Genomic DNA, 25,517 nt, shown 5'->3' on the forward strand with positions numbered 1-25,517 from the left:
AAGGAGGTGTGAAAAATGAAAGAGAAGAAGCAATATGGTATTCAAAAAGAGTATTTGAAGTTGAAGTCCAAAAAAGAATATCTCGCACTGCGTAAGCTTGTACATTTAAGTAAAAACATGTACAACGTTGGGTTGTATGCTGTTCGACAGCACTTCTTTAAGACCAACACCTACCTTCGGTATAGTGAAAATTACCATGAGTGTAAAGGGAATGAGAATTACAAACTGATGGGTACAGCTGCAGCACAACAAACATTGAAAAAAGTAGACGAGAATTTCAAAAGCTTTTTTGGATTGCTTAAAACGCCAGGATGTAAAGCACGAATCCCTAAATACTTAGACAAAGAAAGTCATTTTGAACTAAGTTATCCTCAGTTCAAATACAAAGGTGACGGAACATTCAATGTCCCTGTTTCCCCTGCATTCAAGAGAGAATACGGGAATATAACCGTTCGATTTCCTGCAAATTTGGATCCGAATAAAATAGCTGAAATCCGTATTATTCCTAAATATAACGCTCATTACTTCGAGATTGAGTATGTATACGAGATCAAGGAACTTTCAAAGTATGAGCTCGATATAAATGAAGCGTTAGCAATTGATTTAGGGATTAATAATTTCTGTTCAGCTATTGATACGCTAGGTCACTCTTTTATCATTGATGGTAAACGAATTAAGTCTGTTAATCAGTGGTACAACAAAGAAAACAAACGATTGCAGTCCATCAAAGACAAACAAAAGATCAAACACCTCACAAACCGTCAGGTTTGTTTGTTAAAGAAACGAAACAACATTTTACGCGATTATTTAAACAAAACAACTCACTACATTATCCACTACTGTTTGGATAATGGAATCGGTAAATTGGTTGTCGGTCACAACATCGGATGGAAAAAGAATAGTAAGATGGGAAAACGTTCAAATCAACGTTTTACACAAATTCCACACAGTCAATTGATTAGTAAGTTAGCTTCAATGTGCGAACGGTATGGCATTGCATTTGTGAAACAAGAAGAATCCTATACCTCAAAAGCTAGTTTTCTAGATTCTGATGTCATTCCAGAATTCCACGAGGAAAGAATAAAAAAATACACCTTCGCAGGAAGGCGTATTAAACGCGGTTTGTACAGGACGATGAAAAACATACTAGTCAATGCTGACATCAATGCTGCAGCTAATATCCTCAAAAAAAGTAAGCATAATATCTCTATGGATAAAATGTGTAGGGGGCTTTTGGCAGTCCCAACGAGAATTAGAATCGCGTAAGCGATCATTGTTTTGTTTTTCTCGTAGAATCTCGTAACTTCAGTGACGAGTAGTTCAAACTTTCTCCTTAAAATATGGAGATAAAGGATATATCGCGTTCAAACCAACTAAACAGAAATCCACCGGTAAATTGAAAAAGTATTCCAACTGGGATGGGTATCTATACAGCAAAGACGCATACGCTAGAAACCCCGTCAAACTAAGCAATGGTGAAGCCAAAGGCGTTTATCTATTTATTAAACAATAAGTCTCAAGAATAGATATAGGGAACCCCATTAATAAAATGGGGTTCCCTATTAGTTTAATGAAGGTAAAGAAAAACATCTCATTAAGTTTTGTATGTTTATTAAGTAAAGTTTAGTGTAGAAAAAGAAACCAGAGTAACTAAAACAGGAAGTTTCGTTAGGTCGAGACCACCTTACATCGCTATAACTCCTTAGGAATCATCGCTCCGTTTCACGTTCATATTCATATTTTTCATCTTCTAGTTCTCGCTGATATTCGGTTCTTCCCAACTCATTGTCAATCTCATCCAGTTCAACATCATATACTCCTTTTTGTCCCCAGGTTCGCATTTTAAAACTTTGATGTTCTAATTCTTCTACTTTTTCTAAATCGATCTGCCATTGGGGTTTCTCAAATTCTTCAGGAAATGCATCGATGTTGTTAGAATTAGAGTTCTGTTCTTCATCTCCCAACCAGCCTGACCATAATTCGCTTCTTTCTTTATACAGGTCGATATATCTTTGATTATAACTTTGACCTCGTAGCTTCAAATTAGTATGTGTACGATAACGTTTATATACAAAATTGCGATATAACTTAAGTCCAAATATTAGGAAGACCAATGCTACTAATGTCCATATAATTGAATATGAAGGAGTGGGGGAGATTTCTGTCATGCCAAAAATAAATGTGATGGTCAATAAAATAATTGTTCCCTTTCGGATATTTTTACTTAGTAAAGCCAATTTATGTTCATCTCCGGATGCGATGTATTTCAAAGAAATAGAGTTGTTCATCAATCCTAATCCTTTTAAAAATCGATTTACTACCAAGGAGAGCAAACCTACAACAGTCATTCCAATAATATAAGTTGAAGTTATTTCAGCTGTTCTACCCCCGTAGTCATTCGCATAAATAAACCAAGCTGTTAAAAAGATGAGGTAAGAATACATATAAATGAGAATTCCAGATCTCTTTAATAGTTGCATTTTCTTTAAATAGCTGTTTGCAATAACTCCTAATGAATAACCCAGTATTAAAACAAAAGCCGTGTTTACTAATGTAGTTTTCTCTAGAAATACCGTTATTGTTCCGATTAACCATATTGTTATAAAAATATAAATTCGGGTAACTATTCGACCGACCAACCATAATTTATCCACGAGATACCTCCCAAATTTGGTTTGATCAAACCATCCCATCAATTCCTACACCTATAGCAATTCGAAAATTTGTTCCAGGTTATCAACTCCCCCTCTTTTTGGGTTATGTTTACATTATACTATCTAACAAGAACCAATCGTGTCTTTTCCTATTATTAATGTATTTTTATATGTTAAAAAAATACATTAATAATAGGAACTGCAGTAGGCGACTTTTTAATAAAAAGGTATGTATTAACTTCAATAGTAGCCTTGACGCTTTAGTGAAGTAAGTTTTCGATTTCATCTTATTTTGCTACAATACGAACTGGTGTTTTGGTATAATAGCAATACATAGAACGTCCCGAATACAAATTTAAACAGTGTACTAAATTATATCTAAAAAGGAGCTTTAGATGAGCCAAGAAAGAAATGTCACCCAATCAATAGAAAAATCAATTCACGACATCAAGGAGATGCGAAAAAAATTCGAAGTTATGGAAAGGCTCCTTAAAGGGCTCAAGTTTGCTCTAATTTTCGTAGTGCCAGTTAGTATTCTCAACTTAGTCGTTAGTCTTGATGAGGGAGGATATAGACTGTTGCAGTCAATTATTCTCTTAATCATTACCGGCTTGAGTCTAAAAAAGTATTTCACATTAACCGATAAAAACAATAAGAATTTGCAAAAGAACACTATGATTTTAAAACGTTTATCTTCTGCAAGAAAAGCAAGATCTTCCCTTTAATAGTGCTCATCATTAGATCGTGAAGAATAGAGGCTAATAGAGGCTGAACCCTAGGAAACATCAGGAAATGTAGTTTTAGTAAGGTCGATACAGAGTTTTGTAATGGATACAGACATGTGTTTCTCATTGATGAGGACATCGGGTGAAAACCAGATTATTTGAAACATCTCTACTATGATTTTTTCATGGTACTGGCGCGGAACCGAAGTAGTATATAACACATTGGTGATGTGACGGATATAAGAATCATATAGCTCACTTAACGATTCTTTGTCTTTCTCTAAAAGTCGCTGAACGATCTGATGTTTGTTATGCATTCAATATCTCCTTGGGATTTTCGTAGTAGTATATTAGTACCACTAAAATCCCTTTTACAAACTTATTATACGGTTTTGCAGCACTCCGGAAAAATGTATACAAAGGATCATTCAATCATTTATACGTAAAATACTTTAGAAAGAATGCCCTAACCCAACGCTTCTGTAAGGGTTAGGGCATTCTTTTATTGGGGTAGCACTTATTAGTATTATAAAAAAACATATGATATTCTGTATTCAATGGTAAAATAGGGGATTTTTAAAACGGATTGTTAATTACGTGACACCAAGTAGAGGAGGAGAATCGTCTTGAAATGTCCAAAATGTAAAATCGGAAAATTGATCCTTTATAAGGAAACCGAATCAGTATATCGTTATAAACTCACTAGAGAAAACAAGATTTACAAAAAACCATATACTTCTAGTGAACATCCTACCGATAAGGAATATCTAGAATGCGATAATGATGGATGTTATATAATGTGGGATTTTGACTTAAACGATAAAGGCAAAGTGATAAAAGATAGTCTAACCATTCGTTAAACTATCAGACGGAATAATACTGAATCTACTAATTAGAAGAGGGGATAAGTTTGGATAATAACCCGTTTGATTCAACAGATACAGTTCGCTTTTCTAGAAATCGAAAAATTCAAGATATATATGAATTAGCTAATATTTTAAAACGTGTTGAGTTAGAGAATAATGAATTACGAATTGGAAATTTTATTCTTCAAGGACGGCGAGGTATTACGAAACCTCTGCACTTTAGTCATAAAGAAGACCAGCACTTGGATCAGGAACATAATTACACTTTTACTATTTTAGAGGGGGATTTAGAACTATCTCTACAATTAAACGAGAACGGGAATCACCATTATAGGATTAACTCTTTTTCTCGTATTAATGATTTAGTAGGTCCGATACTCTCTATGAATCTAACGACTGAAAAAGATGCAAAGGGCTGCATCTTCCTTAATCAAAAAATAAAGTTTTCTGAACGTTATGCTGTATCTGGAGAAAGAGCTAAAAAGCATAGAGAAATGAAGAGAGAAGTTTTCTGTAGTATGTTAACTAAATTAGGTTTTGAAATATCGGAAAGTTATGACTTACTGCTAGGAGTTTACGATACAAGAAGCAAATCATTTTTAAATACAACTCCTGAAAAATTCGTAAAAGACTTTTTAATGATAACCATTTTAAAAGGTCATTTTATGGGTAACAAAGGATACGAATTAGAAATCTTACCGTCCTATTCTTTAAGTCCAGAAAAGGAAGCACCGGAGCAAACCAATGAGATGCTTCTACCCGAACGAATTAAGAACCAAAAACTAAGTAGAAGTATTCCATTAGGGTTAAGGTTTAAGGTGTTGGAGCGGGATAGAGTATGCATGTTGTGCGGTCGTTCTCCTAAAGATGACATCATTCTCCATGTCGATCATATAGTCCCATTTTCCTTAGGAGGTCTCACTGTGTTAGAAAACCTTCAAGCTCTATGTAATGAATGTAATATCGGTAAAAGCAATAGATCACAAACTAAGTATTAAAACAAAGCCGACTTTCACGTAAAAAGTGAAGTCGGCTTTGTTTAGTTATACGAATGTTGTATTGTACAGCAGGAAAAAAGCCGTACCCGCTCTCCTTTACTAAAAATTCAATGTAAAAAAATCTTTAAATCAGCTTTCTACTTCCTCTTCCACTCCCAAATCAATTTTCATTCTATGCCGACTTTCTTGTAATTGATCTTGCGCTTCATGGGTATAATACTTCACCCATTTGTCCTCCAGTTCACCAAACACCTCTTGTATACTATAAACTGTCGGGAATTCTTTTATTGTTTCTATAGCGCACGTCTTAAAAGACGAAGCTTTATAGATAATCTCCTTGGGATATACACCTAAATGATTATCTTCTATATAACCAATGATAAACTTTTTCATCATATTTAATCCCCCTCAGTGTTCAAATTATAACCTAGTTATAATAATAAACCAATTAATCCTTTTCTCGGTAATGCGCACTGCAGAGAGCTTATGAGCTAAGGAAGATATTACAAAACTCTACAGTATAAAACGCCTCTCTTAGAAAATGAGAGACGTTTTATTCCTTGATTAATCGACTTATTCTTTCGACATAAACTCCACTTTCAAATCAGCCGTATCAGCATAATGATTTTTTATGGTCTTTGGCATCGCTTCTTGTTGTTCTTCTACGTTAGTATAGTAAAACAGAGTCGTTCCATCAAAGTAAGCAGCCCAAATTTCTCCAGAGTCCTTATACATAATTATCCCATTAAAACTTTGTGCAACACCAGTTAAGAAACCGGAGTAAACAGTAGATCCAAATCCGTCGATGTCTTCTTCTTTTGAGTACGTACCAAACCTTTCTATAAAGGCACCGTATTTATCTCCTGTTAAATCCTTTAATTTAGCGTCAATGTTTTCTGGAAGCATACCTATACTATTAAAAGTGGTGGACTGCTCGGCATTACCTTTAGGATAATTCCCTTCAAAGGGTCCAACACCTGCCCCTTTGTACCCATCGCAAAGTTCATTAGACGTTACTTCAATACTCTCATCGAGATGAAAAAATGACACTTCGCAACCCATGTCGTCTTCTGGGTATTCAGCAGTATCCTCAGTCGTTAGGTTTGCAGTCCCCTTTATTAATCCAGTGTTACCACCGTTCGATACGTTCAATTGAAAATCAAAGGTGCTACTCGTCTGGTTAGTGATTTTTAAACTTCTCCCGCTGTGAGCGTTCGTTTCTGACCAATCTCCCACCCAGTCTTTAGGCGAGAGGGGAGTGTTAGCCACTTCTTCACCCTTCTTTGACCAATTATTAGCGTTATCATCCGTGATAACTACCGGTGCATTATCTTCTAGCTTGGAGATGGTGAGATCCCCATAAGGCATTGCTGGTGAGACATCTAAAGCCACCCAAAAAGCTAACCGAAACTCACTTGTCTGACTTTCCCATTGTTGAAGACTATTTAACTCCCCTTTAGCCATTTTATGTGTTGGGTCGTAATCACTCACAACTTGCTGATAGAGTTCTTTGAATCCTTTATAAACTATTTCTTTCGCACTTTGGTCATCCTTATTACACTCTTTTTTTAAATCAAAGCGATAAGTTATGGAATCTAGTTTCCCCGACATGAAATTAAAAGAGACCGTATCACTTTTTACACATGTAGTTGATGAATATCTGTCTTCTTTCACAGATAGATATGTCATTCCATCATTTCCATTTTCCTCGCTTGCATTTGGAATAGCCTTTTTCAATTCCTCTACTGACATTCCCCAATCCAACAAAGAGAGGTAGTTATCATCATTGAAATCGCCTTTCTCTAAAGCAATTTCACGGGCAAATTGTTCGGCAAAGTTTTCTTCTTCTGATTCATAACTTTTTACAAGAGCCTTTGCGTATTCAGGATAGAATTTCGGTTCTTTATCATCCAAAACAGCGTATACGTCTGATACTAATTTACGAATCTTATCCGCGACTACTGTGCCGTTTTGAGTTTCACTAGATATGAGATCGGGCGTTTCAATGCCCTGAAAAGATTTAATTCCGTGTCCATTGTATATTCGAACACTCGATTTTGTCCTGATGAGTGCTGTAGTGGGAGAGACGTCATATCCGCCACGAGCAACCCATTCACCGCCTTCATCATATATGGTAATTTTCGTTTCTGATCGTTGATTTAAGAATTCCTTAAAATACCCATAAGGTACAGTGTCATATTGCTGTCCGACATAAGCATAGGTCATAATCTTTATCGTGCGATAAGAGATCTCTTCGGATGAGAATAGTTGTTTCAATGAATCTAGTAAGAATTCAACTATTTTTTTCGTAGTATCCATGACCTTTAATATTGGTACAAGACCTAGTATGTCTATTTTAATGCTTTTTTTAATTCCAGTGTTTACGGAATCATTTAATGTTTTTAAATCATCCTGTCCATACCAGCTATTATAAATGATTTCTAATCCGAAAAACTCCTTAAGAATACCATCTTTAATAACTTCTTTCTTCTCAATTTGTTCAATAGCCCAATTATCTCTCCCTTTAGCCTTGCTATCATCGATAACTGCGATATTTGTCCCATTTAATAACTCGTCAATTTCCATTTTCTTATCTTTCTTTTTTGGAGTCTTTTCCTCCGTTTTCATTTCATTTTGATTAGTAGAAGCCGACTCATTTTTACTGCATCCAACAACAAAGATAGAAAACATGAATAGAAACAAAAGAACAACAGAAAATTGTTTAGCTTTCATCACATCATCCTTTCCTATATTCGATAAAGGAAGAGTTCTCGATCATAGTAGAAATACCTTCCAATGTTATATTCCATTTAATTTACATTAAATCGATGAAGAGATCGTATTTGTTATAAATATGGGACTTACTCACTGTTCCAAAAGACTCAAGTACATTCAGATAAGGTAGCAATTCTGAGACAATCGCTACCTCCTTTGGTAAAATATAGACGCAGAAGAATACCAATTTGTTAACAAGGATTGTTATTGTTTGCATTACGTCACACTATACTAATCGAACAGAGAGGTGCAGGGATTGTTACAAGCGATAGATGCTTCAGGTAATAAATATCATTCATTTATAGAAGAAAATAGCGAACAGGTTAAAGAGTTAGATCAAAACAGAAGGTTGTTATGCCCTGACTGCAGAAACCCCATCCAACTTAAATCTGGACCAGTTAAGATCAATCATTTTGCACATAGAAGAGGACACCTTTGTACTGACAAATACTCTGAACCAGAAAGTCCACAGCATTTAAAAGGCAAGATTTCGCTAAAAGCGCAATTAGAGCGGATGCATCCAAATAGTAGAGTTGAGCTTGAATATAAAGTTCAAAAGACCAATCAACGAAGCGATGTCATGGTAATCCATCCTGATGGCAAACACGAAGCTTTTGAGTTTCAATGTTCCCCAATATCAGAGGCAGTAATGAACGAACGACATACCTTATATAAACAAGCAGGAGTGAAAGATTATTGGATATTCGGAGAGACAGTTCACTCCTATCATGAATCAAAGGATGATAACTACAATGAAAGTAGTCTTCATAAATTCAGGGGAATGGAGTTAGCAGTACAAGCATTCCAAGAGAACCTCTATTACATTAATACAAATACTGAACGTTTGAGAGCTCTCTATAACTTTAATTACAAAAATAATTACTCTAAAACTGTATTTCATATCAGGGAAGAGAGTATGGATTTAGGATCCATACTAAAGTTCGAGGATTATTTAATGAACTCTTCTATTAAGAGTATGATCCTAAATAACAGAGAAGCAGCTGCTATCGCTGAAGAAGAGCGCGTTAGAAACCAAAAAGAGAAAGAGAAGAAAGAAGAGCTTCGTAAAGAACAAGCTGTTGAAGAAAAACGAAAAAGAATGCGCGAAATTCATCATACGTTAAATAATAAGAACCTCATAACAAAAAAAGAAGAAGAACTTTACAACACACTCATGCAGAAACACGGTTATCAATATCTCCCAGGATGCTTTAATATTGCAGTAGAACATAATGATATGATCATCACTCCTAACCATGTATGGCAGCTTTGGATCTATGATGAATTCATACACCATAAGAACTTACACTCTTCAGGTAGGGTTTTTGTTTCAAACATTAAAGATTCTTTCTGGAAGATGATAAATAAAGGGGTTTTTAGAGCCAAAAGATCTAAAAATAACTCTTACCGATCTGTTCATTTTTCATACCCTATCTATGCCTATATATCAGCGTTAGCTATGTTAGATGTACTATCCAAACTTTCCTACAAACGTAATTACTACTCCATTGAGGTAGATGAAATAAAGCCTTTTAACGATAAATGGAAGAACATATTATTATCGATCGCCACAGAAGAAGCTATTGATGTTTTCGACGAAGAAGATAGCTTACGGTATCATTTTGAGAAGAATAAACAGTTTTCAAGCAAAGCGGATGAGTTAATAAATGATGCGATGTTATCTTTTCTAAAAACAAATTTGAATTTATCCTTAGAGAAATATAGAAAGATCGAAGAACTTAAAAGTAAACAAAAGCAATATAGAAACACAATACAGTATATTCATAATTTATCAGGGGATGTAGGAGATACATTGAGTGAGTGGGAGAGGAACTTCATTAAAAATTCCCATCAAAATAAGAACAAGTTGACTGAAAAACAACTGACAGTCGTAGATAGAATATCAACCAAGGTGGAACAAAAATTAAATATCTCATTATCAATGGAAAATATCTAAAAGAAGATATTAAAAAAAATGAATACTAAAATCCGCTTTTTGTCTAATACCCGGAGATAACCCTTTTCAATTTCACTACTGTGTTTTTCTAGTTCACAAGAGATAAAGGGTGTTAGAGCTATTTAGCTCTAACACCCTTTATCCGTTATATTTAGTGTTTTCTAGTCTTCATTTTAGGTTTAGTGAAGTAGAGGAGGTAGTCAGAACCACCAGCTTAGAATCCGTACCACTCATTGTATAGTCTCCCACCGATTTAGATGGAATTAGTTTGTTTTATTGTTTTTGCAATTCATAGGATGGTGTTTTTGTATATCGAAATGGATTCTTGAAATATTTATTAAGAAAACAACCCTACCATTGTAGCTGTTAGAATACTAGCCATAGTTGCAACGAGCAGCATTTTAAGACCAAACTTAGCTACAATTCCTGCCTTTGCTCCGTTGATCGCCTGAATAGAACCACTGATTATTCCAATAGAACTAAAGTTAGCAAAGGAAACCAAGAAGGTACTAATGATAGCTACAGACTTAGGTGAAAGAGTATCTATAATCTCCTGTAGTTGAAGCATAGCAACAAACTCATTAGTTGCTAATTTCGTACCCATAAGAGACCCTACCTGAATCATATCAGCAGAAGGAACACCCATGAAGTAAGCTATCGGCGCAAATATGTAACCTAGAATCTCAGTGAAACTCATTCCGATCACAGACATGAAACCTGCGTCTATCATTGAAATAAGACCAACATAAGCAACCAACATAGCTCCTACGATAAGTGCAACCTTACCACCGTCTAAAGCACCTACACTAATTGCCTCGAACACTGACTTAGTGTTAGATACTTCTTTAATGTTAATTTCCTCGTCCTCAGTTTTCTTAATAGGCGCTACCATTGTAGCAATAATTAAAGCTGAAAGAGCGTTCAAGATCATAGCAACCAGTACATATTGTGGCGGAATCATACTCATGTACGCACCCATAATGGAAGCTGAAACACTAGCCATAGCAGAAGTAGAAACAATGAATAATTTGTTATCGTTCATTTTATCCAAGTGACCTTTAATCGCTAGCAAACTTTCGCTCTGACCAAAGAATATAGAATTAATAGAATTGAACGTAACAACCTTTGAAAGTCCTGTGATTTTTGCTAGGAATCCACCAATATACTTTATAGCAAGTGGCAGTAGCTTAATGTGAGTTAATATAGACAGAAGCGTTGATGTGAAAATAATGAGCATTAGAACATTCACAAAAAACACTGTTGTTCCCTCAGGAATCCACCCACCGACTACAAAGTCGATCCCATCATAACCATAAGTTAGAACCTTAGTGACGCCGTTAGAAATGGCTTCAACGATCTTCATTCCAATCGCAGTTTTGAACATGACCAAAGTTACAGCAATCTGTAGACCGAACATAACACCAATAGCTTTAAAGTTAATGTTTCGCTTATCGTTACTGATAAGATAACCAATTCCCAAAGTAAGTAACATACCGACAATTCCAATTAATATAGACATTTTATAATCTCCTTTTTTATATAAGAAAGAGGCTGGTCAAAATATTTGTTCACAAAATCACTCTGAACAGTTTTTTGGGGTGCGAATTCTTCCCTGAATTGCACCCCAATTAATTATTTTCTTATTAATTTTATTACGAAAGATTAGAGAGTTTTCTTGTCTTCATTTTTGGCTGAGTAAAGTAGAGTAAGTAGTCCGGTCCGCCCGCTTTGGAATCCGTTCCACTCATGTTATAACCTCCAAATGGATGAACCCCCACAAGAGCTCCAGTACACTTTTTGTTAATATAGAGGTTTCCACACTGCATGTCTTCAAGAGCTTCTTCAATACGTTCTTCTACAGTCGAATGGAAGGCTCCAGTAAGTCCATACTCTGTATTGTTGTACTGTCTAATCGCATCCTTATAGTCCTTTGCCTTTGTAAGACCCAGAACAGGACCGAAGATTTCTTCTTGGAAAATACGATCTGTTTCAACTACATTACCGAAAATCGTTGGTTCGATATAATATCCTTCATCACTACCAGCTTCTCCACCAAGCAAAAGTTCAGCTTCCTTTTTACCGACTTCAATGTAACCCATCACTTTGTCGAATGATTTTTGATCAGATACCGGTCCCATTTCAAAATTATCTTTCCCAGGTCCCATTACAAGCTTTTTCGCTTCATCAACAACCTTAGCCGCTACTTCGTCATAGACACTTTCTACGATGATTGCCCGAGAACCAGCTGAACACTTCTGTCCTTGGAACCCAAATGCCGAACTTACAATATCTTTTGCAGCTTGATCAAGATCAGCCGTTTCATCAACTACAACACCATCTTTTCCACCCATCTCAGCAACCACTGTTTTCAACCATCTTTGCCCTGGTTGTACTTTAGCCGCTCTTTCATAAATGCGTGTACCTGTCGCTCTGGAACCTGTGAAGCTAATAAATCTTGTTTTTGGACTATCGACCAAGTAGTCGCCGATTTCACTGCCATAACCAGGCAAGAAGTTTAGTACACCTTTTGGTAGTCCGACTTCTTCCATTAGCTCTACAAATTTATAGCCAATGACAGAAGTGAGCTCTGATGGTTTAAGGATGACAGTGTTGCCTGTCACGATCGCGCTTGTTACTGTACCCGCAAGAATAGCAAGAGGGAAGTTCCATGGTGGGATAACAACTCCGACACCGAGCGGAATATATTCTAGTTTATTATCTTCTGCAGGAAGAGGACGGTACATATCTGGATCTACATTAGGATTGATTTGGATAAGCGGTTCAGGATTAGCGAGGTCTAGCATTTGTCTCGCATAATACTCCATGAAGTCGATTGCTTCAGCTGTATCTGCATCCGCTTCAAGCCAGTTTTTACCCGATTCAAATACCATCCATGCTGTAAACTCATGCTTTCTCTCACGCATAATGCGAGAAGCTTCAAAGAGGTAGTGAACTCTTTCTTTAGCAGGTACTTTGCTCCATGTCTTAAATGTTTCACTAGCTACATTAAGAGCACGTTCAGCTTCTTTTGTTCCTGCAGCAGACACATAACCTACGACTTCGTCCTTTTTACCAGGATTTAATGATTCGATAACTCGCTCAGTTTTAATTCTTTCACCATTAATAACGAGTGGGTATTGCTTCCCAAGCTTAGATTGCACATCATTAAGTTGCGCTTCAATTTCAGTCTTATTTTTAGGATTTTTAAAATTAACGAACGGTTCATTTTCAAAAGTATAAATATTTTTCATGGATAATCTCCCCTTATAAATGTATTTAGAAAACGGTTTCATTTATTCGATTGAATAAAAAGACTTGGAAACCTCTTTCAGTTCTAGATAATTATCAGAGTATTACACCAAAAGACCCCAAGTGAACGGATTAAAATATTAATAAAATATATGTTTATATAAAATTCATGCAATAAAATTTGGTTTGCCTATGTTAAACTGAATTAAAATGTTGTTTTTTTACTATCTAGACCACATGTATGGGTACGATTAATCCATGTCTTAAGACACTATCAATTAGTAATCTAGTTCTAAAGGAGAGAAATATCTAATGGGAGATACCAAACCTTGTTTCAAGTGTAAAAAGTTCAAGAATGTTGACGACATGAAATGCTGTGAGTTCAATTTCGACGCATTCTGTCCTAATTGCGATGATGAATTGGTTATGATACGAGATCACTCCAATTTTAGAAGTTACGTACATATTGGATCATTAACTCGATTACAAGCTGCTCAACCAACTCAGCATTGGATTAAGTTGTGATTCATCAGAAATAGATTTTATCAATTAGTAAAGGCATTTAGACACTCATTTTCATTAGATAAGATATAAGAGAGGGGAAGGCTAATTGCGAAATATAAGGAGACTGTCGGAAGAGGAAGTTCAAGCATTGAGTATGGAAATGAAAGTATGCTATATGCTTCAGGCTTGGAATAATGTAGCGGATCCACAAACGCCAGAAGAATGGGCAAAAGAAGTAGGGTTCTTTAATTACAAGAAAATAGGCGTTTCGAACAACGATCCGGTAGCAATTAAAAAAGCATTAGAAGATGCCGAATATCACATCCAATACATAAATACATTTATCATATAAAGAAGAGTGGAGGAGACCTAAGAAATGAGAAGTTTACCAATGAAACTCGTTATACCGATTGCTGCTCTATCGGTTTGCCTTAACATAGTCTTTATCGTTCATCATTATGATCATACTCAAAAGGAAAAAGAAGAATTAGGTAGCGCTGTATATCATGTAATGGTCAATATTAATAACGCCGTTAATCATTTAGAAAATCTGGATAGAAACCAACCGGACTATAAGGATCGCTTGATATTAGCTCAAAGAAATTTTGCAGAAAATAGAGGGCTAATCGATGCGCATATCAGTGAAATGCCTCAAAATTTAGCTTCATGGAACGGAGGTATGGAAGTTGGGTTAGGGAATGGGATTTATAGTACGAATGACGAAGGGGTCAAAGAAACCATTCAAGATATCAAAAATTTCGCAAAAGGCTACCATACTGAATACGATCACGTAAGCGGGAAAGACAAACCTTATGAAGCGTTAGAAACGATCGAAAACGTACTGAGCAGTAAAAAATATATGGGCGACAATTATATTAATAAGTAATACGTCAATATATTAATTACTAAGGGAGCGAATAATGATGAAAAATAACATTGCAAAAAAACTGGGTGTCTCAAAAAAAGACGCCAAAAAACTTGTTTCATTGTCGCGCAAGAACAGATCGGTTGCCATGATTTCAGTTAAAGATGCTAGATGATGCTATGCAGAGTTTTCTTTCTAAATCAAACGAAAATAAACCCCACGAAGATAGGTGACATCCTATTGGCGTGGGGTTTTGTTATAATTCGTAGATAAACATAGTTAAACAATGACGAAATGTAATTACAATTTTACTTGCAGAATCTCTAGTCCATTTTCAAGGTATGAAGAAAAAGGAACCTTTGAGGTCATTTGTCGGATTTCAACCTCTTTGCTATTCCATCCATCAGAACTTAAATCCTGAAGGTAATTTTCATAGATTTCTTCCGGTGATTCAGTTTTAGGATAATCGCGATCACGTCCAAGATACATAACCGTCTGTATCATTCTAATATCATCAAATTCTAGATTTTCTAAATAGGATTCGAGCTCTTCGTTTAATTCTCTAATTTTCTTTCCTTCCTCAGTAAGTTGGAATGCCCTTATGTCTTCTGGACTACCACCATCACTGCTAGAACGATCGACAGCCACCTTCCATTTTTCACCTAATTGGATCACATCTCTAAAAATTTGTTCTTTACCTTCAAAAAGTTGACCATTCATACAAACAACCCCTTTCACAATTAGTTCAATCCTAACAAAATTAAGAAAAGATTTGGTATATTTCCACAAATTTCTGAAAAGAGATTATACTATTTGGGCGTTTTTTAGGAGGTGTATTGTTTGATGAAAAAGATTCCAGATTTACCGATGGTAAATGATGTGAGTGGTGTGAACGTAAGTGAAAACAGGGAAAAGCTCGTTTTGCTTAATGACGTTAACCCTGATAAATTAGTCGTTTTTTCTAAAGCTTATAAAGAAGGTAAAAAAGGAGCTATAGAAAGGTCATTCGTCAGAGAGACAGTTAAGGAGAAAGTGATTTCAGCGGCGGATAACCTACCTAAAGGGTACAAATTGGTAGTGTGGGAAACATACACTCCGAAGTCTTTGATTGAGGGCATTCGTAACGAGAAACTCCAGGACATTTCTGGATTCGCTCATATGACCGGAGGTAGTGTGGATGTATCTTTAGCAGATTCGCACGGGAACGTCTTAGATATGGGTACTGATTTAAGCCACAGCGCTCCTCAAAATAAAAGTACCTTACATTATGAGCAACTTAAAGACGGAGAATTGAGCGATGAGGCAAAAGAACTTAGGGAGAATAGACGAATTCTATTCCATGCGATGAGTGACGCAGGTTTTACCAATAACCCATTAGCCTGGTTCCACTGGGACTATGGGAACCTATGGTGGGGGAAGGCTACAGGAAGAAATGGCTTTTATAGTTCACTTGATATGTAGAAAAAAAACACAAGGGTTACCTTGTGTTTTTTTTCTATTAAGTTGGAACAAAGCACTATTAGTAAAAAAGGGCATAGTTGCCCTTGAGTGAATTAATGTCAAAATAAGCTGATTTGCCCACCGTTTCGATATAGCAATTCTTCTTCATCATCTTTGAATATAGTCTCTATATCTTCTCTTAGAATCGAAGCATAAAAACCCGACTCATCTCTAATACATACAGAAGGACATACGATAATCTTGTTCATAATCTCCGTCGGATGGTAGAAAGTATCGACTACAAACCAAGTTTTATCACATCCTTTTATCGCCACCCTATCATGTACTTCTAAATGATGAAAAGGAAATTGATATTGTTTGTACTGATCCCAACTATTAAATCTAAGAGGCTTACTTTCTAACTTCTTACCTGATAGTTTATTGACCGCTTTGTAACTCATTTTCATTCCTCCATGGATATGTAGATTTTAAATATTGTAGCACCTATAATGCATAATAGACTTAAAAATAGAATGTAATTCCTCACGAATCACCCTTACTGGAAATGAGTAACTAATGTAAAACCTCAAAATAATTCGATTTTATTCTTCCATAGAGACATTTTCCAATTAAAATAATTTCGTAGTCACAATATACATCTTGCTTATCGGTAGCAAAAACAACAACATAAGAAATCTAACAATGGACGAAGGGGAGTAATAATGATGGTTAACATGACGGTCTACGCAGACGGAGAGGTTTTTTGCTTCATTGTTAATGCACTGAACCATGGACCTTTTGAAGGAGCGGAAATCCTGGAAGTATCTTTAAAGAAAACAAAACGATTCAAGTACGAAATACAAGTTCCAATCGTCATAATCGGTCAGTTTTCTAGGAAAAATAAAACCACAATCGACCTGGAAATGCTGGTGCAACTGAATGAACATTAGGAGTATAATTAACTTGAAAATATTTGAAATGCGAGGTATTCGAGTGGAGAAAAAGGAAGCAATCAAAAATGTAAAACAATTTATTAAAGACCGCCAATACACTTATAAAGTACATGATATTGTCGAGTCATACCAAGAGTATTATAAGAAGGGATGGTATATTAGCTATACCATGAAAGATTGCATTAAACATCTGAAAGAAGAATTAGAGGTACTAACAGCAGCATAACGAAAAATAGGAGTGATTACTAATGCCAACAAAGTTATCAGAAGGAAATATTATAAAATTTAATCATGAAAACTACAATTCTAGTAAAGAATATGTCGTAACAGAAGTATGGGAAAGGGAAGCAGGGACGAATGAATTTAACCGAATGACATCATATGAGAACTTATTCACTGCTAAAGAATTGACCGATGGTGAATATGATGAACAAGCTGACGAAATCTCTTTTTCAACTTGTAAAGCATATGAGAATTCTATTGAGGAAGTCCATATTAATATAGTAGGGTTAATGAGAAAAACCTATGTAAGAAGTAATTTTTAAACTTTTTCTAAAAACTGCAGGTATATGGTAATCATTTTTTTGAGATCATTAATACTAATGTCTAAATAAGTAAAAGGTAGGTATGAGATGGTCCTGAAAATAAAATATAGTAAACATCAAAATGATGATGATTTTAAGGTTATTGAGAAAGATGAAATTGCACTTAATGACAACCCTGAAAAAGCAGCTGTTGATTTTTTTCAACAAGTGGATAATACCTTAGAAAAGGTAAAAGCAAATGCGGAAAAAATTGACGATTTTGTCGCGCATGGAATGACAGCAATTGAGTTTTTCTCTAACGACAGACAATATTATTATTTATTTGAACTACAGCACAATAACGAGACAATAAATTCAGTACAGGAATTAGGGTTTTGCTTGGAGTATACTGAATATGTAACGGCAGAAAATAGTTATAAGATAAATGCATTAACGTCAGTTCTAAAGAATAAATTAAATGTTTAAAGACCTTAGCGGGTCTTTTTTTGTTTTACTACAAATGGTTAACCTCACTAAATTAAGCAAAGTAAGTAAAAGGTTCACAAAAAGCGTCCCCTAGTAAGGAGACGCTGGTAATAGTAATAGGGACCATTATCAAGATCCCCTTAGTTGATATTCGTGCTGTCCCGATACTCCGATCAGGCTCTGTTGTCTTCATCATGATAACAGGATGGTATTAAACAGGCAATAGTCTAAACTCTAAATCCTTCGAGTTTACCCTTTGTTAGACAGTAGAGCAAATATCATGGGAATATATCTTTGTGTCCATTAAAGTTATCTTATCTATACCTTTTAATATTGAGGTAATCATTTGCTTTTAATTTATTTATTTTTATTCTTCCTTTTCGAAAGTTGCAAATATCAGCATCAAAGCTAACCAAATCATTACACCTAAACTAATATACATCCCTATGCTGACTTCAGGTGTTTGGGGCGTTTGGCTAATTCGTTCTTCCAAAGCTTTAATTGTGCTATCTCCGACAGTCATCACTTCCTGTATCCAACTTTTTGGAACCAATAGTAACAAACAAGCAAAAACATACGTGATTATAATTAGTTTCATAACATCCCCACTTTCTATCTCCTTATGGAAAAAGTTATTTTGTATACTTTTCTCCATTAATTGGACGGTAATGTTACCGTTTATTCCTTTTCCATATTAATTCTCGCTTAAATTATCGTATTACCTTATAAAATTCCAGTTTCAGATCAGAAAATTTTACAGTTAGAATTCAAAACTTTAACCGCTTAAACGATTTTATCCGGCATTCTACGATGACATCTACTACATACAATCGCAGTATACAAAACACTAGTTATTTTAAAACAGACTCCATTTCGTGACCTATAATGTCTAAGAACTGGGGGTGGTTTATTTGAGTAAAGTTTCAAAAGAAGAAATAGCTGGTTTTATCGATGACGCATTATTTGCCGATGGATTCGATGACGCGATTATCGGATATGTTCAGCGATGTGGAATGATGGTTGTCTTGTATGATGCTCGTAAATGCATTGAAATACTGGTGATAGATGAGGGGATGACGGAGGAAGAGGCTTTGGATTATTTTAGTTACAACGTATTAGGCGCTTGGGTAGGCGAGAACACTCCTGCTTTCGCTTTTCTGGAGGATTGTTTGATTTAAGGGGGCAACCCTTTTTTTATCGCTATTGGATACTAATAATTTATATTGGAATTGATGGGGTTAAGGTACTTTAGGTAACTTTTCCTGATATAATAGTACCATCTTCTAACATGATCTAAGGATGTGACATATGGATACAAAAACGTTAAATACAATAAATGAGATAACATCTGTTGGCGAATGGAAAGAAGTTAAAGATTACCCAAACTATGTGGTAAATACAGATGGCGATGTATTAAGTAAAAAGACTGGTAAGTTATTAAAACACCAGATCAACACTAGAGGGTATAAGTTTGTCCGCCTAAGAAATGATGGCAAGCCTAAAATGCTGTTAGTCCATCGATTGGTCGCAATAACATTTATACCAAATCCTGATAACAAACCAGTTGTAAATCACATAGATTCTAATCGAGAAAATCCGCAAAAGACTAATTTGGAATGGGTTACACACAAAGAGAATTCGGAACATATGGTAAATCATTTTCGTTGCCCTAACCAAACGATGACAATTCTATTAGATAAAAAGGGTGATGAAATAGGTGTTTTTCCATCCTACAAAAGATGTATTAACTACGCATGTAACCATTATAGATTTAGACATGGGTACAAAGAAGGTGAAGATATAAGCCATGTTGATATGGAATTATACACAGATTTACCTGCTGTACTAAGAGACGGTAGAGTAGCTAAACGCATTAAACTTACGTTCTAAGTAAAAACACCAATACTTAACTACTGAATAACTCTACAGCTAAAGAACAGGATAAACAAAAACATAAACATAATAATTAACACAATAACTTGGGAAGGCATTTAGCCACCAAGTTTTTTAGCTTCTTTCTATAATTTTTTTTGCTATTAGAAAAATAAAAAGCTAATAGAGAAATTCTATTAGCTTTTTATTTAATGTCGAATTTACTTTTTATGCTGATTTATTTGCAATTACACTTTGTAAAACATCAATTACTTTTTCAAGCGATATATTTTTCATATGTGGTCGAAATGAAGAACGGAAATTCAATAACTCAATAGTGTCAAAAGTGTTATTATCATTGATCCGTAAGTATAAGACTACATTATTGTTATAGATAACACTATATAAAGAATCGAATAGGTACAAACCTTTACTTCCTTCAGGTGGTTCCATAGCAGGTTTCAGTTCTAACCCATTATCATTGAGTCTTTGTTCTACTTCTTTTTTCATATTTATTCCTCCATTTTGTTCTGTTTTTTTCATAAATCAATGCTACATCCATTTAAAAGTATCAAAATTGCCCCATCGTTCCTCAATTTGTTTTCTAGCTTCTTCTTCAGTATTCGATACTCCATCAGCTTCGTTTGTATCAAAATCAAAATATATAAATATTAGATGTCTTTCACGGCGAATGCCTAGCTTCACAACCGCTTTTTCGGCATCATCTTTTTCATTGTATTCAGCAACCCAAACAATAGGATTATTTTTCTTGTCATTTTCAAATTGTTGGATTGAGTTTTTCAACTTATCATATAAAGTCATAATTTTCTCCTCTGTCTAAAATAAATACCCTACAGTTCAATTTGGGTCCAGCCAAATGAGTCACAATAGTAATACTTATTATTAATCTCAACAATGTCAGATACACTCATTGAGTGACCATAATAATCTTTTGGGTGGTGGACATTGAATTTAGCGAAAAGCTTCTCAAGGATTTCTAAAGTATCTGACTTACTATTTAACTCAATCCCACCTTCATAAACCTGGTTGTAGTTAGCCAAGCTCACTTCGGCACCTATCGAATTCAATAGCTGCAAACCCATAAATCCAAAGTCTCTAGTCAAATCTCTTTTTACTTGGTGTATTTTATACTCAACTCGCATACTACATCATCTCCTGGAAAGATTCTGAACCTACCTCTATTAAACCGTGGTTTTGATCCCAATCATCGATGTAATGATGAATCTCACCTACAAATTGATCGAGCATTAACCCTTGTTTGTTTTCGTCAATGATACTGATTCCAGTTTTGATCGAGTAATTCTCCTTGTTTACTAATTTTCTCAAGTAGTTATCTAGACTCTCTCTATTATCAAAATGACCAATCCCTTCACCATTTACATGAAGGTAGAATGATGATGCGGTGATGTATTCTCCTAATTTACACTCTTCGATAACCGTGGAACCTTCACTTGTGTACTGAGTGATCGTTAATTTTGCTTCTTTATCAATATGTTCATATTTTGAAAGGTTCGATTGCAGCTTCATAGCAATTAACGCTGCCTTCTCAAAACTTTCGTCTACTTTCCCAATTCCTTCAATGCCTACTGTGTAATTCATAGTAAAACCTCCGTTTTTTTTAGTTTATTTCTTGCAATAAATTGTAATGCAATAATCCCATTATGGTTAAAATTAGTCCTTTTTTTATGGGGTTAAGAGGTGTGAGACTAATGCTGTTCAACGCTAGTACAGGGGGTGATAATTTGAAATATTTTACTACTGCACTAGTGTTGATCGGTGTTCTTATGGTGCCGATCAAATCAGAAGCAATTGATAAATATTCTACATTTGAGGATTTAAGAAAAGACTATGTAGAAGATGTTGATTATAAAATAGCGGGAGAACTAAATAGCACGCAAATATTGTTTAGCGCGATACACGGAGGAAACATCGAAGGCGGGACAGAAGATATTGTGAAAGAACTGGGCAATCGGACGAACTATAGTACATATATTTTTGAGTCATTGTTAGATCACCAAGTCGACGAAGAGGGATTCAAGCCTATGCATATTACATCGACTAATTTTGATGAACCGATAGGATATGCTTTGGCACATGCAACATCTACAGGAATTACCTTTCACGGTTTTTATGACATTGAAAAGCCATACGTTCAGTTAGGTGGTTTAAATACAGGTTTTAAAAAGATCGTCGAAAAGGAATTGAGCGCAGCTGGCTTTGATGTTTCTGATGCGGAGTCTCATATAGCGGGAGTAAAACCAAATAATTACGCTAACATTGGCGGGTTGCAAGCAGGAGTTCAACTAGAACTTTCAACTGCACTAAGAAAATCATTCTATGATGATGGGCGACACATATCTCGAACCGGCAATAAGACAGAAAAGTTCTATGATTTTGTAGGGGCTATTGAACGGGCAGCTGCTGAGTATGACAAAAAGTACGAAGAAATCAATGTCGGTCCTACTACAGGAGTAGTAACTACAGTCAACGAACACTTAAACATTCGGATAAAGCCAGACTTAAATTCGCGCAAAGTGGGCGACATCCCTCTAGGCGAAACTGTCGATGTCTATGAAACATACCAGGATTACAGTGTCGTCTCATACAATGGAGTGATTGGCTTTTCTTACGGACCTTATATCAAAAAAACAGAAGAAACGGAAGTAGAAAAGCTAACAGTTCATAACGTAACGTCTTATGCAAATATGAGAAGCGGTCCTTCTATTAATGATCCGGTGATTGCTACCGTTCCAAAAGGTGAACAAGTTAAAATCCTAAACAAAGACCAATCTTATTACAAAGTTTCTTATTCAGGAAAGATCGGTTATGTGCACAAAAATACACTTGCTAACATCGTCACTCATTTTGTAGGAGGGGTGAATACATATTTAAATATACGCGAACAGCCATCGATTGACTCTCCAAAACTTAGTCACGTATATGAGTACGATACAATAGAGGTAATTGATGATTCGAGTGAATGGTATAAGGTGTTATTTAACGGTCAAGAAGCATACGCCTACGGGAGTAATTTGTTCAATAGTATTTTAGACTACAGAGTTTCCATTCAATAAAAATTAAACCCCTTCTTGGAAGGGGTTTTGTTAAGGTGCATTTTACAAGATGAAAATATTTTTAGCGATTATACTAATTCTTGCATCTTACGCTAAATCAATGTCAATTTCATTATCCGATTTAACTTTCACTTCGTAATAATCCATTCCAGATAGTCTTTCAAGCTTACCATCATTAAGAACACAATAATTACTCAATCCTTGTCTAGTAAAAATAACTTCTCCAATATCTTTTCCATTCCCATTGTAAACATCCCAAAAGCGGTTTTCTGTATTTTCAACAATTGTTGTAGGTTTAGCCGTAACTTTATCTACACCGATGTATTTAATTCCCTCAGCAAAAACCTTAAATTGTTGCTCTTTATCCTCATTTATATCAATAAACACACCAAACTCAGCCTCGTTTTTCATCTGACCATCTCCTTATGAACAATTTCTACGTAAAGATTATACCATTTAAGATTTCATTAAGAAGATATTAATATATAATTGACCATGTTATAATAAAATATATGTTTTTACGTAATTTAAATTGAAGAAGATGCTATTAATAATCAACTAATACACTTGGTAAAGGAAGATAGGACATTGAAATTATACAATTGGCATAACCTTACCGAATTTGAAAAACCACTTTACAAAAGTTTAGTTACTCAAAAAAGAAATGATTTAATATCTGAACATGGTGAAAGAAAGGAATGTTATGTAAGAGCAAAATTTTTTGCATATCATACGATTTATAAAATCCGCTTTACCAATTCTATTAGAAGCTATTTTCATATGGAGTAACTCAATAGCTCATAAGTAATTTCATTTTGTATACATAAAATAACAATAGGTATCCTCATCTAAACGAGAAGCAAGTTCAAGTTGTTTCTCGTTTTTCAAGTGCTTTTACACTCTCATTCACCCTCGAATTTTTTCACCGCATTTTTTACTCGAATCTGTTCTTTCTCTGTTAATAAGCTTAACGTTGATACGATTTCTTTGAATTTTAAATTTTCAACTTTGTAAAGATAATAAATTTCCTTTTCCCTTTTGGATAATTCTTCAGTTTGTATTTTTTGATACCTATGAATCTTAAATATATCTTTATCGTGATTTATTTCCATCTAATCATCCTTTTCATTGATATAAACTTAATTATACATATTAATCTTCAATGGAAATAGTCTTTGTAGGATAAGGCAGGTAATGTACATTAGTATGCGGAATTGATAGTGTGTTGGAAATTATTGAAAATGGAGGGGTAACGATGAGATTATATTCTTTCTTCGCAAAAATTAAAAAGGACGATTGGAAAGAATCAACTTTTACTTCAGGGGTAATGGTTTCTGAAGCCGATCTCCCTTTGGAAAAGGATAAAGAAGCTGTGAGGCAAGACATAATAAAGTCTTTTACTGAAGATGGATACATGATTAGTAAAGATATAACTATAGAGGAAGTCCAAGTTGATGGGTATGAAATATCCATTAAAAAATTAGAATAATAAAGAGGAAAAGAGATTAAGTTTCCACCTTACTTGCTATTTAAACTCCAAACTACACGATATACACCTAATAAATACTTGAGAATTATAAGCGATGTAATGCGTTTCGCCAACTATTATAATGACAACTTTACTCTAGCAAAAAAAGGATGGGTTAAATCCGTGACTTTAGTTATATTGAGTAGAAAAGGATTCGATGGAAAAGCGGGAGGGAAGCCCAGCCCTGTATATGAAGGTCGATTTCGCTCCTTCCCAATCCCATTTGCTAATTCAGGAGTTTTCTATCGCGATATGAAATTTAACAAAACTCATTCCTATTTGGATGTAATGATGGATCTTGGGATCACCCAATATAGCGAATGCCATTTGGACCCTGACCTTCACAAAGAGGTTCTTATTAGGGACTCAGATTGGGAACCAATTTTTGGTCAATCCGGCGGTCAAGAAACCTCCTTGCAAAAAGAAAGGGTTGGAGAAGGAGACATCTTTTTGTTCTTCGGTTGGTTTAAACATGTGAGCTTTTCCGATGGGAGATTCCAGTACGAACAACGATTCAGTGGGGATGATGGCTTTCATGCTATTTATGGATACCTCGAAGTAGGGGAAACGGTAGACCTCAGACAAGGGGACAGGATTCCATCATATGCAAAACAACATCCTCATGTTCTTGAATCATCACGTCGTACAGGAAGTAATCGTCTATATATCGCAAAGCGTGCAGGTACATTCCGCTTCAATCAGGAGCTTGTTTTGACGAGAGATGAAAAAACAAGAAGTTGTTGGCGATTACCTCCATTTTTTGAATCAATCGGTATAGATAAATTCAGGCAAAAAACAACTCGGACTGACGGAGAAGGACTCTGCGTCAATTTCACGGGGAGAGGTAGTCAGGAACTTTTAATAGAAAAACATCCTGATCTCGTAGATTGGTCTGAACGATTCATTAAACTCTATGGAATCCCTTCTAAAATCTAGCCCTTATTATTGGAAGTACAATGACACGTTTCTCTCGGAATATTAATCGTCAACCCTCTTAGAGTCACAGCAATCAATCTACAGAGTAAT

32 protein-coding genes are annotated in these 25,517 nt (G+C 35.2%); 17 read left to right on the forward strand and 15 right to left on the reverse strand.

Translation table 11 applies throughout. The annotated features are described in order from the left end of the window. Window positions 1-15: 15 nt before the first annotated feature. Window positions 16-1,266, forward strand: a complete 1,251-nt coding sequence (locus PQ511_RS21725; RefSeq protein WP_273854025.1) for an RNA-guided endonuclease InsQ/TnpB family protein — start codon at window positions 16-18, stop codon at window positions 1,264-1,266. A 443-nt stretch (window positions 1,267-1,709) separates the two neighbouring features. Here the strand turns inward: PQ511_RS21725 and PQ511_RS21730 are convergent, their stop codons facing one another. Beyond that, the gene (locus PQ511_RS21730) at window positions 1,710-2,654 is read right to left on the reverse strand and encodes a hypothetical protein (protein ID WP_273854026.1); all 945 of its coding nucleotides are present in this window, start codon (window positions 2,652-2,654) and stop codon (window positions 1,710-1,712) included. 395 nt (window positions 2,655-3,049) lie between these two features. On the opposite strand from PQ511_RS21730, the gene PQ511_RS21735 reads away from it, so the two are divergent. Then, window positions 3,050-3,379 carry a hypothetical protein gene (locus PQ511_RS21735; RefSeq protein WP_273854027.1) on the forward strand — a complete coding sequence of 110 codons (330 nt, stop codon included), beginning with the start codon at window positions 3,050-3,052 and terminating at the stop codon, window positions 3,377-3,379. Between the two features lie 50 nt (window positions 3,380-3,429). On the opposite strand, the gene PQ511_RS21740 is transcribed toward PQ511_RS21735, so the two are convergent. Further along, window positions 3,430-3,696: a hypothetical protein gene (locus PQ511_RS21740; RefSeq protein ID WP_273854028.1), complete on the reverse strand. Its 267-nt coding sequence runs from the start codon at window positions 3,694-3,696 to the stop codon at window positions 3,430-3,432. A 309-nt stretch (window positions 3,697-4,005) separates the two neighbouring features. On the opposite strand from PQ511_RS21740, the gene PQ511_RS21745 reads away from it, so the two are divergent. Both PQ511_RS21745 and PQ511_RS21750 read left to right on the forward strand, forming a co-directional pair. Continuing rightward, complete coding sequence (locus tag PQ511_RS21745) at window positions 4,006-4,239, forward strand: hypothetical protein (protein WP_273854029.1); 234 nt, start codon at window positions 4,006-4,008, stop codon at window positions 4,237-4,239. A gap of 50 nt (window positions 4,240-4,289) precedes the next feature. Beyond that, window positions 4,290-5,243: an HNH endonuclease gene (locus PQ511_RS21750; RefSeq protein ID WP_273854030.1), complete on the forward strand. Its 954-nt coding sequence runs from the start codon at window positions 4,290-4,292 to the stop codon at window positions 5,241-5,243. Between the two features lie 129 nt (window positions 5,244-5,372). Here PQ511_RS21750 and PQ511_RS21755 read toward each other — a convergent pair whose 3' ends face one another. Both PQ511_RS21755 and PQ511_RS21760 read right to left on the reverse strand, forming a co-directional pair. Then, on the reverse strand, window positions 5,373-5,639 hold the full coding sequence (locus PQ511_RS21755) for a hypothetical protein (RefSeq protein WP_273854031.1): 267 nt from the start codon (window positions 5,637-5,639) through the stop codon (window positions 5,373-5,375). Between the two features lie 177 nt (window positions 5,640-5,816). Next, window positions 5,817-7,976: a hypothetical protein gene (locus PQ511_RS21760; RefSeq protein WP_273854032.1), complete on the reverse strand. Its 2,160-nt coding sequence runs from the start codon at window positions 7,974-7,976 to the stop codon at window positions 5,817-5,819. 298 nt (window positions 7,977-8,274) lie between these two features. Here PQ511_RS21760 and PQ511_RS21765 point away from each other — a divergent pair, with 298 nt between their 5' ends. After that, window positions 8,275-9,975: a competence protein CoiA gene (locus PQ511_RS21765; RefSeq protein ID WP_273854033.1), complete on the forward strand. Its 1,701-nt coding sequence runs from the start codon at window positions 8,275-8,277 to the stop codon at window positions 9,973-9,975. Window positions 9,976-10,312: 337 nt separating this feature from the next. Here PQ511_RS21765 and PQ511_RS21770 read toward each other — a convergent pair whose 3' ends face one another. Continuing rightward, window positions 10,313-11,494: a NupC/NupG family nucleoside CNT transporter gene (locus PQ511_RS21770; protein WP_273854034.1), complete on the reverse strand. Its 1,182-nt coding sequence runs from the start codon at window positions 11,492-11,494 to the stop codon at window positions 10,313-10,315. A 133-nt stretch (window positions 11,495-11,627) separates the two neighbouring features. Further along, window positions 11,628-13,226 (reverse strand): L-glutamate gamma-semialdehyde dehydrogenase, encoded by a 1,599-nt coding sequence (gene pruA, locus PQ511_RS21775; RefSeq protein ID WP_273854035.1) that lies wholly within the window; start codon window positions 13,224-13,226, stop codon window positions 11,628-11,630. Window positions 13,227-13,834: 608 nt separating this feature from the next. Between pruA and PQ511_RS21780 the strand changes: the two genes are divergently transcribed. Then, the gene (locus PQ511_RS21780) at window positions 13,835-14,080 is read left to right on the forward strand and encodes a hypothetical protein (RefSeq protein WP_273854036.1); all 246 of its coding nucleotides are present in this window, start codon (window positions 13,835-13,837) and stop codon (window positions 14,078-14,080) included. 24 nt (window positions 14,081-14,104) lie between these two features. Beyond that, window positions 14,105-14,614 (forward strand): hypothetical protein, encoded by a 510-nt coding sequence (locus tag PQ511_RS21785; protein ID WP_273854037.1) that lies wholly within the window; start codon window positions 14,105-14,107, stop codon window positions 14,612-14,614. Window positions 14,615-14,893: 279 nt separating this feature from the next. On the opposite strand, the gene PQ511_RS21790 is transcribed toward PQ511_RS21785, so the two are convergent. Then, entirely contained in the window at window positions 14,894-15,313 is a 420-nt protein-coding gene (locus tag PQ511_RS21790) for a DUF3775 domain-containing protein (protein WP_273854038.1), read from the reverse strand. Between the two features lie 123 nt (window positions 15,314-15,436). On the opposite strand from PQ511_RS21790, the gene PQ511_RS21795 reads away from it, so the two are divergent. After that, a complete protein-coding gene (locus tag PQ511_RS21795; protein ID WP_273854074.1) occupies window positions 15,437-16,054 on the forward strand; it encodes a M15 family metallopeptidase in 618 nt (205 codons plus the stop codon). A gap of 98 nt (window positions 16,055-16,152) precedes the next feature. On the opposite strand, the gene PQ511_RS21800 is transcribed toward PQ511_RS21795, so the two are convergent. Next, window positions 16,153-16,494 carry a hypothetical protein gene (locus PQ511_RS21800; RefSeq protein ID WP_273854039.1) on the reverse strand — a complete coding sequence of 114 codons (342 nt, stop codon included), beginning with the start codon at window positions 16,492-16,494 and terminating at the stop codon, window positions 16,153-16,155. A 264-nt stretch (window positions 16,495-16,758) separates the two neighbouring features. On the opposite strand from PQ511_RS21800, the gene PQ511_RS21805 reads away from it, so the two are divergent. From PQ511_RS21805 to PQ511_RS21820, 4 genes are all read left to right on the forward strand, one after another. Next, window positions 16,759-16,983 (forward strand): hypothetical protein, encoded by a 225-nt coding sequence (locus tag PQ511_RS21805; protein WP_273854040.1) that lies wholly within the window; start codon window positions 16,759-16,761, stop codon window positions 16,981-16,983. A 13-nt stretch (window positions 16,984-16,996) separates the two neighbouring features. Then, entirely contained in the window at window positions 16,997-17,212 is a 216-nt protein-coding gene (locus tag PQ511_RS21810; RefSeq protein WP_273854041.1) for a hypothetical protein, read from the forward strand. Between the two features lie 22 nt (window positions 17,213-17,234). Beyond that, window positions 17,235-17,531 (forward strand): hypothetical protein, encoded by a 297-nt coding sequence (locus PQ511_RS21815; protein WP_273854042.1) that lies wholly within the window; start codon window positions 17,235-17,237, stop codon window positions 17,529-17,531. A gap of 87 nt (window positions 17,532-17,618) precedes the next feature. Beyond that, on the forward strand, window positions 17,619-17,996 hold the full coding sequence (locus PQ511_RS21820) for a hypothetical protein (protein WP_273854043.1): 378 nt from the start codon (window positions 17,619-17,621) through the stop codon (window positions 17,994-17,996). A gap of 367 nt (window positions 17,997-18,363) precedes the next feature. Here PQ511_RS21820 and PQ511_RS21825 read toward each other — a convergent pair whose 3' ends face one another. Beyond that, entirely contained in the window at window positions 18,364-18,594 is a 231-nt protein-coding gene (locus tag PQ511_RS21825; protein WP_273854044.1) for a hypothetical protein, read from the reverse strand. 313 nt (window positions 18,595-18,907) lie between these two features. Here PQ511_RS21825 and PQ511_RS21830 point away from each other — a divergent pair, with 313 nt between their 5' ends. Both PQ511_RS21830 and PQ511_RS21835 read left to right on the forward strand, forming a co-directional pair. After that, window positions 18,908-19,174: a hypothetical protein gene (locus PQ511_RS21830; RefSeq protein WP_273854045.1), complete on the forward strand. Its 267-nt coding sequence runs from the start codon at window positions 18,908-18,910 to the stop codon at window positions 19,172-19,174. 130 nt (window positions 19,175-19,304) lie between these two features. Next, entirely contained in the window at window positions 19,305-19,886 is a 582-nt protein-coding gene (locus PQ511_RS21835) for an NUMOD4 domain-containing protein (protein WP_273854046.1), read from the forward strand. Window positions 19,887-20,096: 210 nt separating this feature from the next. Here PQ511_RS21835 and PQ511_RS21840 read toward each other — a convergent pair whose 3' ends face one another. From PQ511_RS21840 to PQ511_RS21855, 4 genes are read right to left on the reverse strand one after another with little or no spacing between them, the layout of a single operon-like run. Continuing rightward, a complete protein-coding gene (locus tag PQ511_RS21840; RefSeq protein ID WP_273854047.1) occupies window positions 20,097-20,378 on the reverse strand; it encodes a hypothetical protein in 282 nt (93 codons plus the stop codon). A gap of 42 nt (window positions 20,379-20,420) precedes the next feature. Next, the gene (locus PQ511_RS21845; protein ID WP_273854048.1) at window positions 20,421-20,690 is read right to left on the reverse strand and encodes a hypothetical protein; all 270 of its coding nucleotides are present in this window, start codon (window positions 20,688-20,690) and stop codon (window positions 20,421-20,423) included. 29 nt (window positions 20,691-20,719) lie between these two features. After that, window positions 20,720-21,031 carry a YodL domain-containing protein gene (locus PQ511_RS21850; RefSeq protein WP_273854049.1) on the reverse strand — a complete coding sequence of 104 codons (312 nt, stop codon included), beginning with the start codon at window positions 21,029-21,031 and terminating at the stop codon, window positions 20,720-20,722. A 1-nt stretch (window position 21,032) separates the two neighbouring features. Continuing rightward, window positions 21,033-21,488 carry a hypothetical protein gene (locus PQ511_RS21855; RefSeq protein ID WP_273854050.1) on the reverse strand — a complete coding sequence of 152 codons (456 nt, stop codon included), beginning with the start codon at window positions 21,486-21,488 and terminating at the stop codon, window positions 21,033-21,035. Between the two features lie 143 nt (window positions 21,489-21,631). On the opposite strand from PQ511_RS21855, the gene PQ511_RS21860 reads away from it, so the two are divergent. Next, on the forward strand, window positions 21,632-22,963 hold the full coding sequence (locus PQ511_RS21860; protein WP_273854051.1) for a poly-gamma-glutamate hydrolase family protein: 1,332 nt from the start codon (window positions 21,632-21,634) through the stop codon (window positions 22,961-22,963). Window positions 22,964-23,050: 87 nt separating this feature from the next. Here PQ511_RS21860 and PQ511_RS21865 read toward each other — a convergent pair whose 3' ends face one another. Both PQ511_RS21865 and PQ511_RS21870 read right to left on the reverse strand, forming a co-directional pair. Further along, entirely contained in the window at window positions 23,051-23,374 is a 324-nt protein-coding gene (locus tag PQ511_RS21865; protein WP_273854052.1) for a hypothetical protein, read from the reverse strand. Window positions 23,375-23,865: 491 nt separating this feature from the next. Continuing rightward, the gene (locus PQ511_RS21870; protein ID WP_273854053.1) at window positions 23,866-24,075 is read right to left on the reverse strand and encodes a hypothetical protein; all 210 of its coding nucleotides are present in this window, start codon (window positions 24,073-24,075) and stop codon (window positions 23,866-23,868) included. A gap of 143 nt (window positions 24,076-24,218) precedes the next feature. On the opposite strand from PQ511_RS21870, the gene PQ511_RS21875 reads away from it, so the two are divergent. After that, complete coding sequence (locus tag PQ511_RS21875) at window positions 24,219-24,452, forward strand: hypothetical protein (protein WP_273854054.1); 234 nt, start codon at window positions 24,219-24,221, stop codon at window positions 24,450-24,452. Between the two features lie 99 nt (window positions 24,453-24,551). After that, window positions 24,552-25,427, forward strand: a complete 876-nt coding sequence (locus PQ511_RS21880; RefSeq protein ID WP_273854055.1) for an Nmad3 family putative nucleotide modification protein — start codon at window positions 24,552-24,554, stop codon at window positions 25,425-25,427. Window positions 25,428-25,517 lie beyond the last annotated feature (90 nt).

The organism is Guptibacillus spartinae (genome assembly GCF_028610625.1).
GTDB lineage: Bacteria > Bacillota > Bacilli > Bacillales > Guptibacillaceae > Guptibacillus > Guptibacillus spartinae.

Coding starts and splice junctions, on each gene's coding strand:
- PQ511_RS21820 (WP_273854043.1), top strand. CDS start 17,619: ATGGTCCTGAAAATAAAATATAGTAAACATCAAAATGATGATGATTTT.
- PQ511_RS21880 (WP_273854055.1), top strand. CDS start 24,552: ATGCGTTTCGCCAACTATTATAATGACAACTTTACTCTAGCAAAAAAA.
- PQ511_RS21840 (WP_273854047.1), bottom strand. CDS start 20,378: ATGAAAAAAGAAGTAGAACAAAGACTCAATGATAATGGGTTAGAACTG.
- PQ511_RS21770 (WP_273854034.1), bottom strand. CDS start 11,494: ATGTCTATATTAATTGGAATTGTCGGTATGTTACTTACTTTGGGAATT.
- PQ511_RS21755 (WP_273854031.1), bottom strand. CDS start 5,639: ATGATGAAAAAGTTTATCATTGGTTATATAGAAGATAATCATTTAGGT.
- PQ511_RS21760 (WP_273854032.1), bottom strand. CDS start 7,976: ATGAAAGCTAAACAATTTTCTGTTGTTCTTTTGTTTCTATTCATGTTT.
- PQ511_RS21800 (WP_273854039.1), bottom strand. CDS start 16,494: ATGAGTTACAAAGCGGTCAATAAACTATCAGGTAAGAAGTTAGAAAGT.
- PQ511_RS21815 (WP_273854042.1), top strand. CDS start 17,235: ATGCCAACAAAGTTATCAGAAGGAAATATTATAAAATTTAATCATGAA.
- PQ511_RS21845 (WP_273854048.1), bottom strand. CDS start 20,690: ATGACTTTATATGATAAGTTGAAAAACTCAATCCAACAATTTGAAAAT.
- PQ511_RS21855 (WP_273854050.1), bottom strand. CDS start 21,488: ATGAATTACACAGTAGGCATTGAAGGAATTGGGAAAGTAGACGAAAGT.
- PQ511_RS21740 (WP_273854028.1), bottom strand. CDS start 3,696: ATGCATAACAAACATCAGATCGTTCAGCGACTTTTAGAGAAAGACAAA.
- PQ511_RS21870 (WP_273854053.1), bottom strand. CDS start 24,075: ATGGAAATAAATCACGATAAAGATATATTTAAGATTCATAGGTATCAA.
- PQ511_RS21795 (WP_273854074.1), top strand. CDS start 15,437: ATGAAAAAGATTCCAGATTTACCGATGGTAAATGATGTGAGTGGTGTG.
- PQ511_RS21850 (WP_273854049.1), bottom strand. CDS start 21,031: ATGCGAGTTGAGTATAAAATACACCAAGTAAAAAGAGATTTGACTAGA.
- PQ511_RS21735 (WP_273854027.1), top strand. CDS start 3,050: ATGAGCCAAGAAAGAAATGTCACCCAATCAATAGAAAAATCAATTCAC.
- pruA (WP_273854035.1), bottom strand. CDS start 13,226: ATGAAAAATATTTATACTTTTGAAAATGAACCGTTCGTTAATTTTAAA.
- PQ511_RS21805 (WP_273854040.1), top strand. CDS start 16,759: ATGGTTAACATGACGGTCTACGCAGACGGAGAGGTTTTTTGCTTCATT.
- PQ511_RS21825 (WP_273854044.1), bottom strand. CDS start 18,594: ATGAAACTAATTATAATCACGTATGTTTTTGCTTGTTTGTTACTATTG.
- PQ511_RS21875 (WP_273854054.1), top strand. CDS start 24,219: ATGAGATTATATTCTTTCTTCGCAAAAATTAAAAAGGACGATTGGAAA.
- PQ511_RS21835 (WP_273854046.1), top strand. CDS start 19,305: ATGGATACAAAAACGTTAAATACAATAAATGAGATAACATCTGTTGGC.
- PQ511_RS21790 (WP_273854038.1), bottom strand. CDS start 15,313: ATGAATGGTCAACTTTTTGAAGGTAAAGAACAAATTTTTAGAGATGTG.
- PQ511_RS21725 (WP_273854025.1), top strand. CDS start 16: ATGAAAGAGAAGAAGCAATATGGTATTCAAAAAGAGTATTTGAAGTTG.
- PQ511_RS21785 (WP_273854037.1), top strand. CDS start 14,105: ATGAGAAGTTTACCAATGAAACTCGTTATACCGATTGCTGCTCTATCG.
- PQ511_RS21865 (WP_273854052.1), bottom strand. CDS start 23,374: ATGAAAAACGAGGCTGAGTTTGGTGTGTTTATTGATATAAATGAGGAT.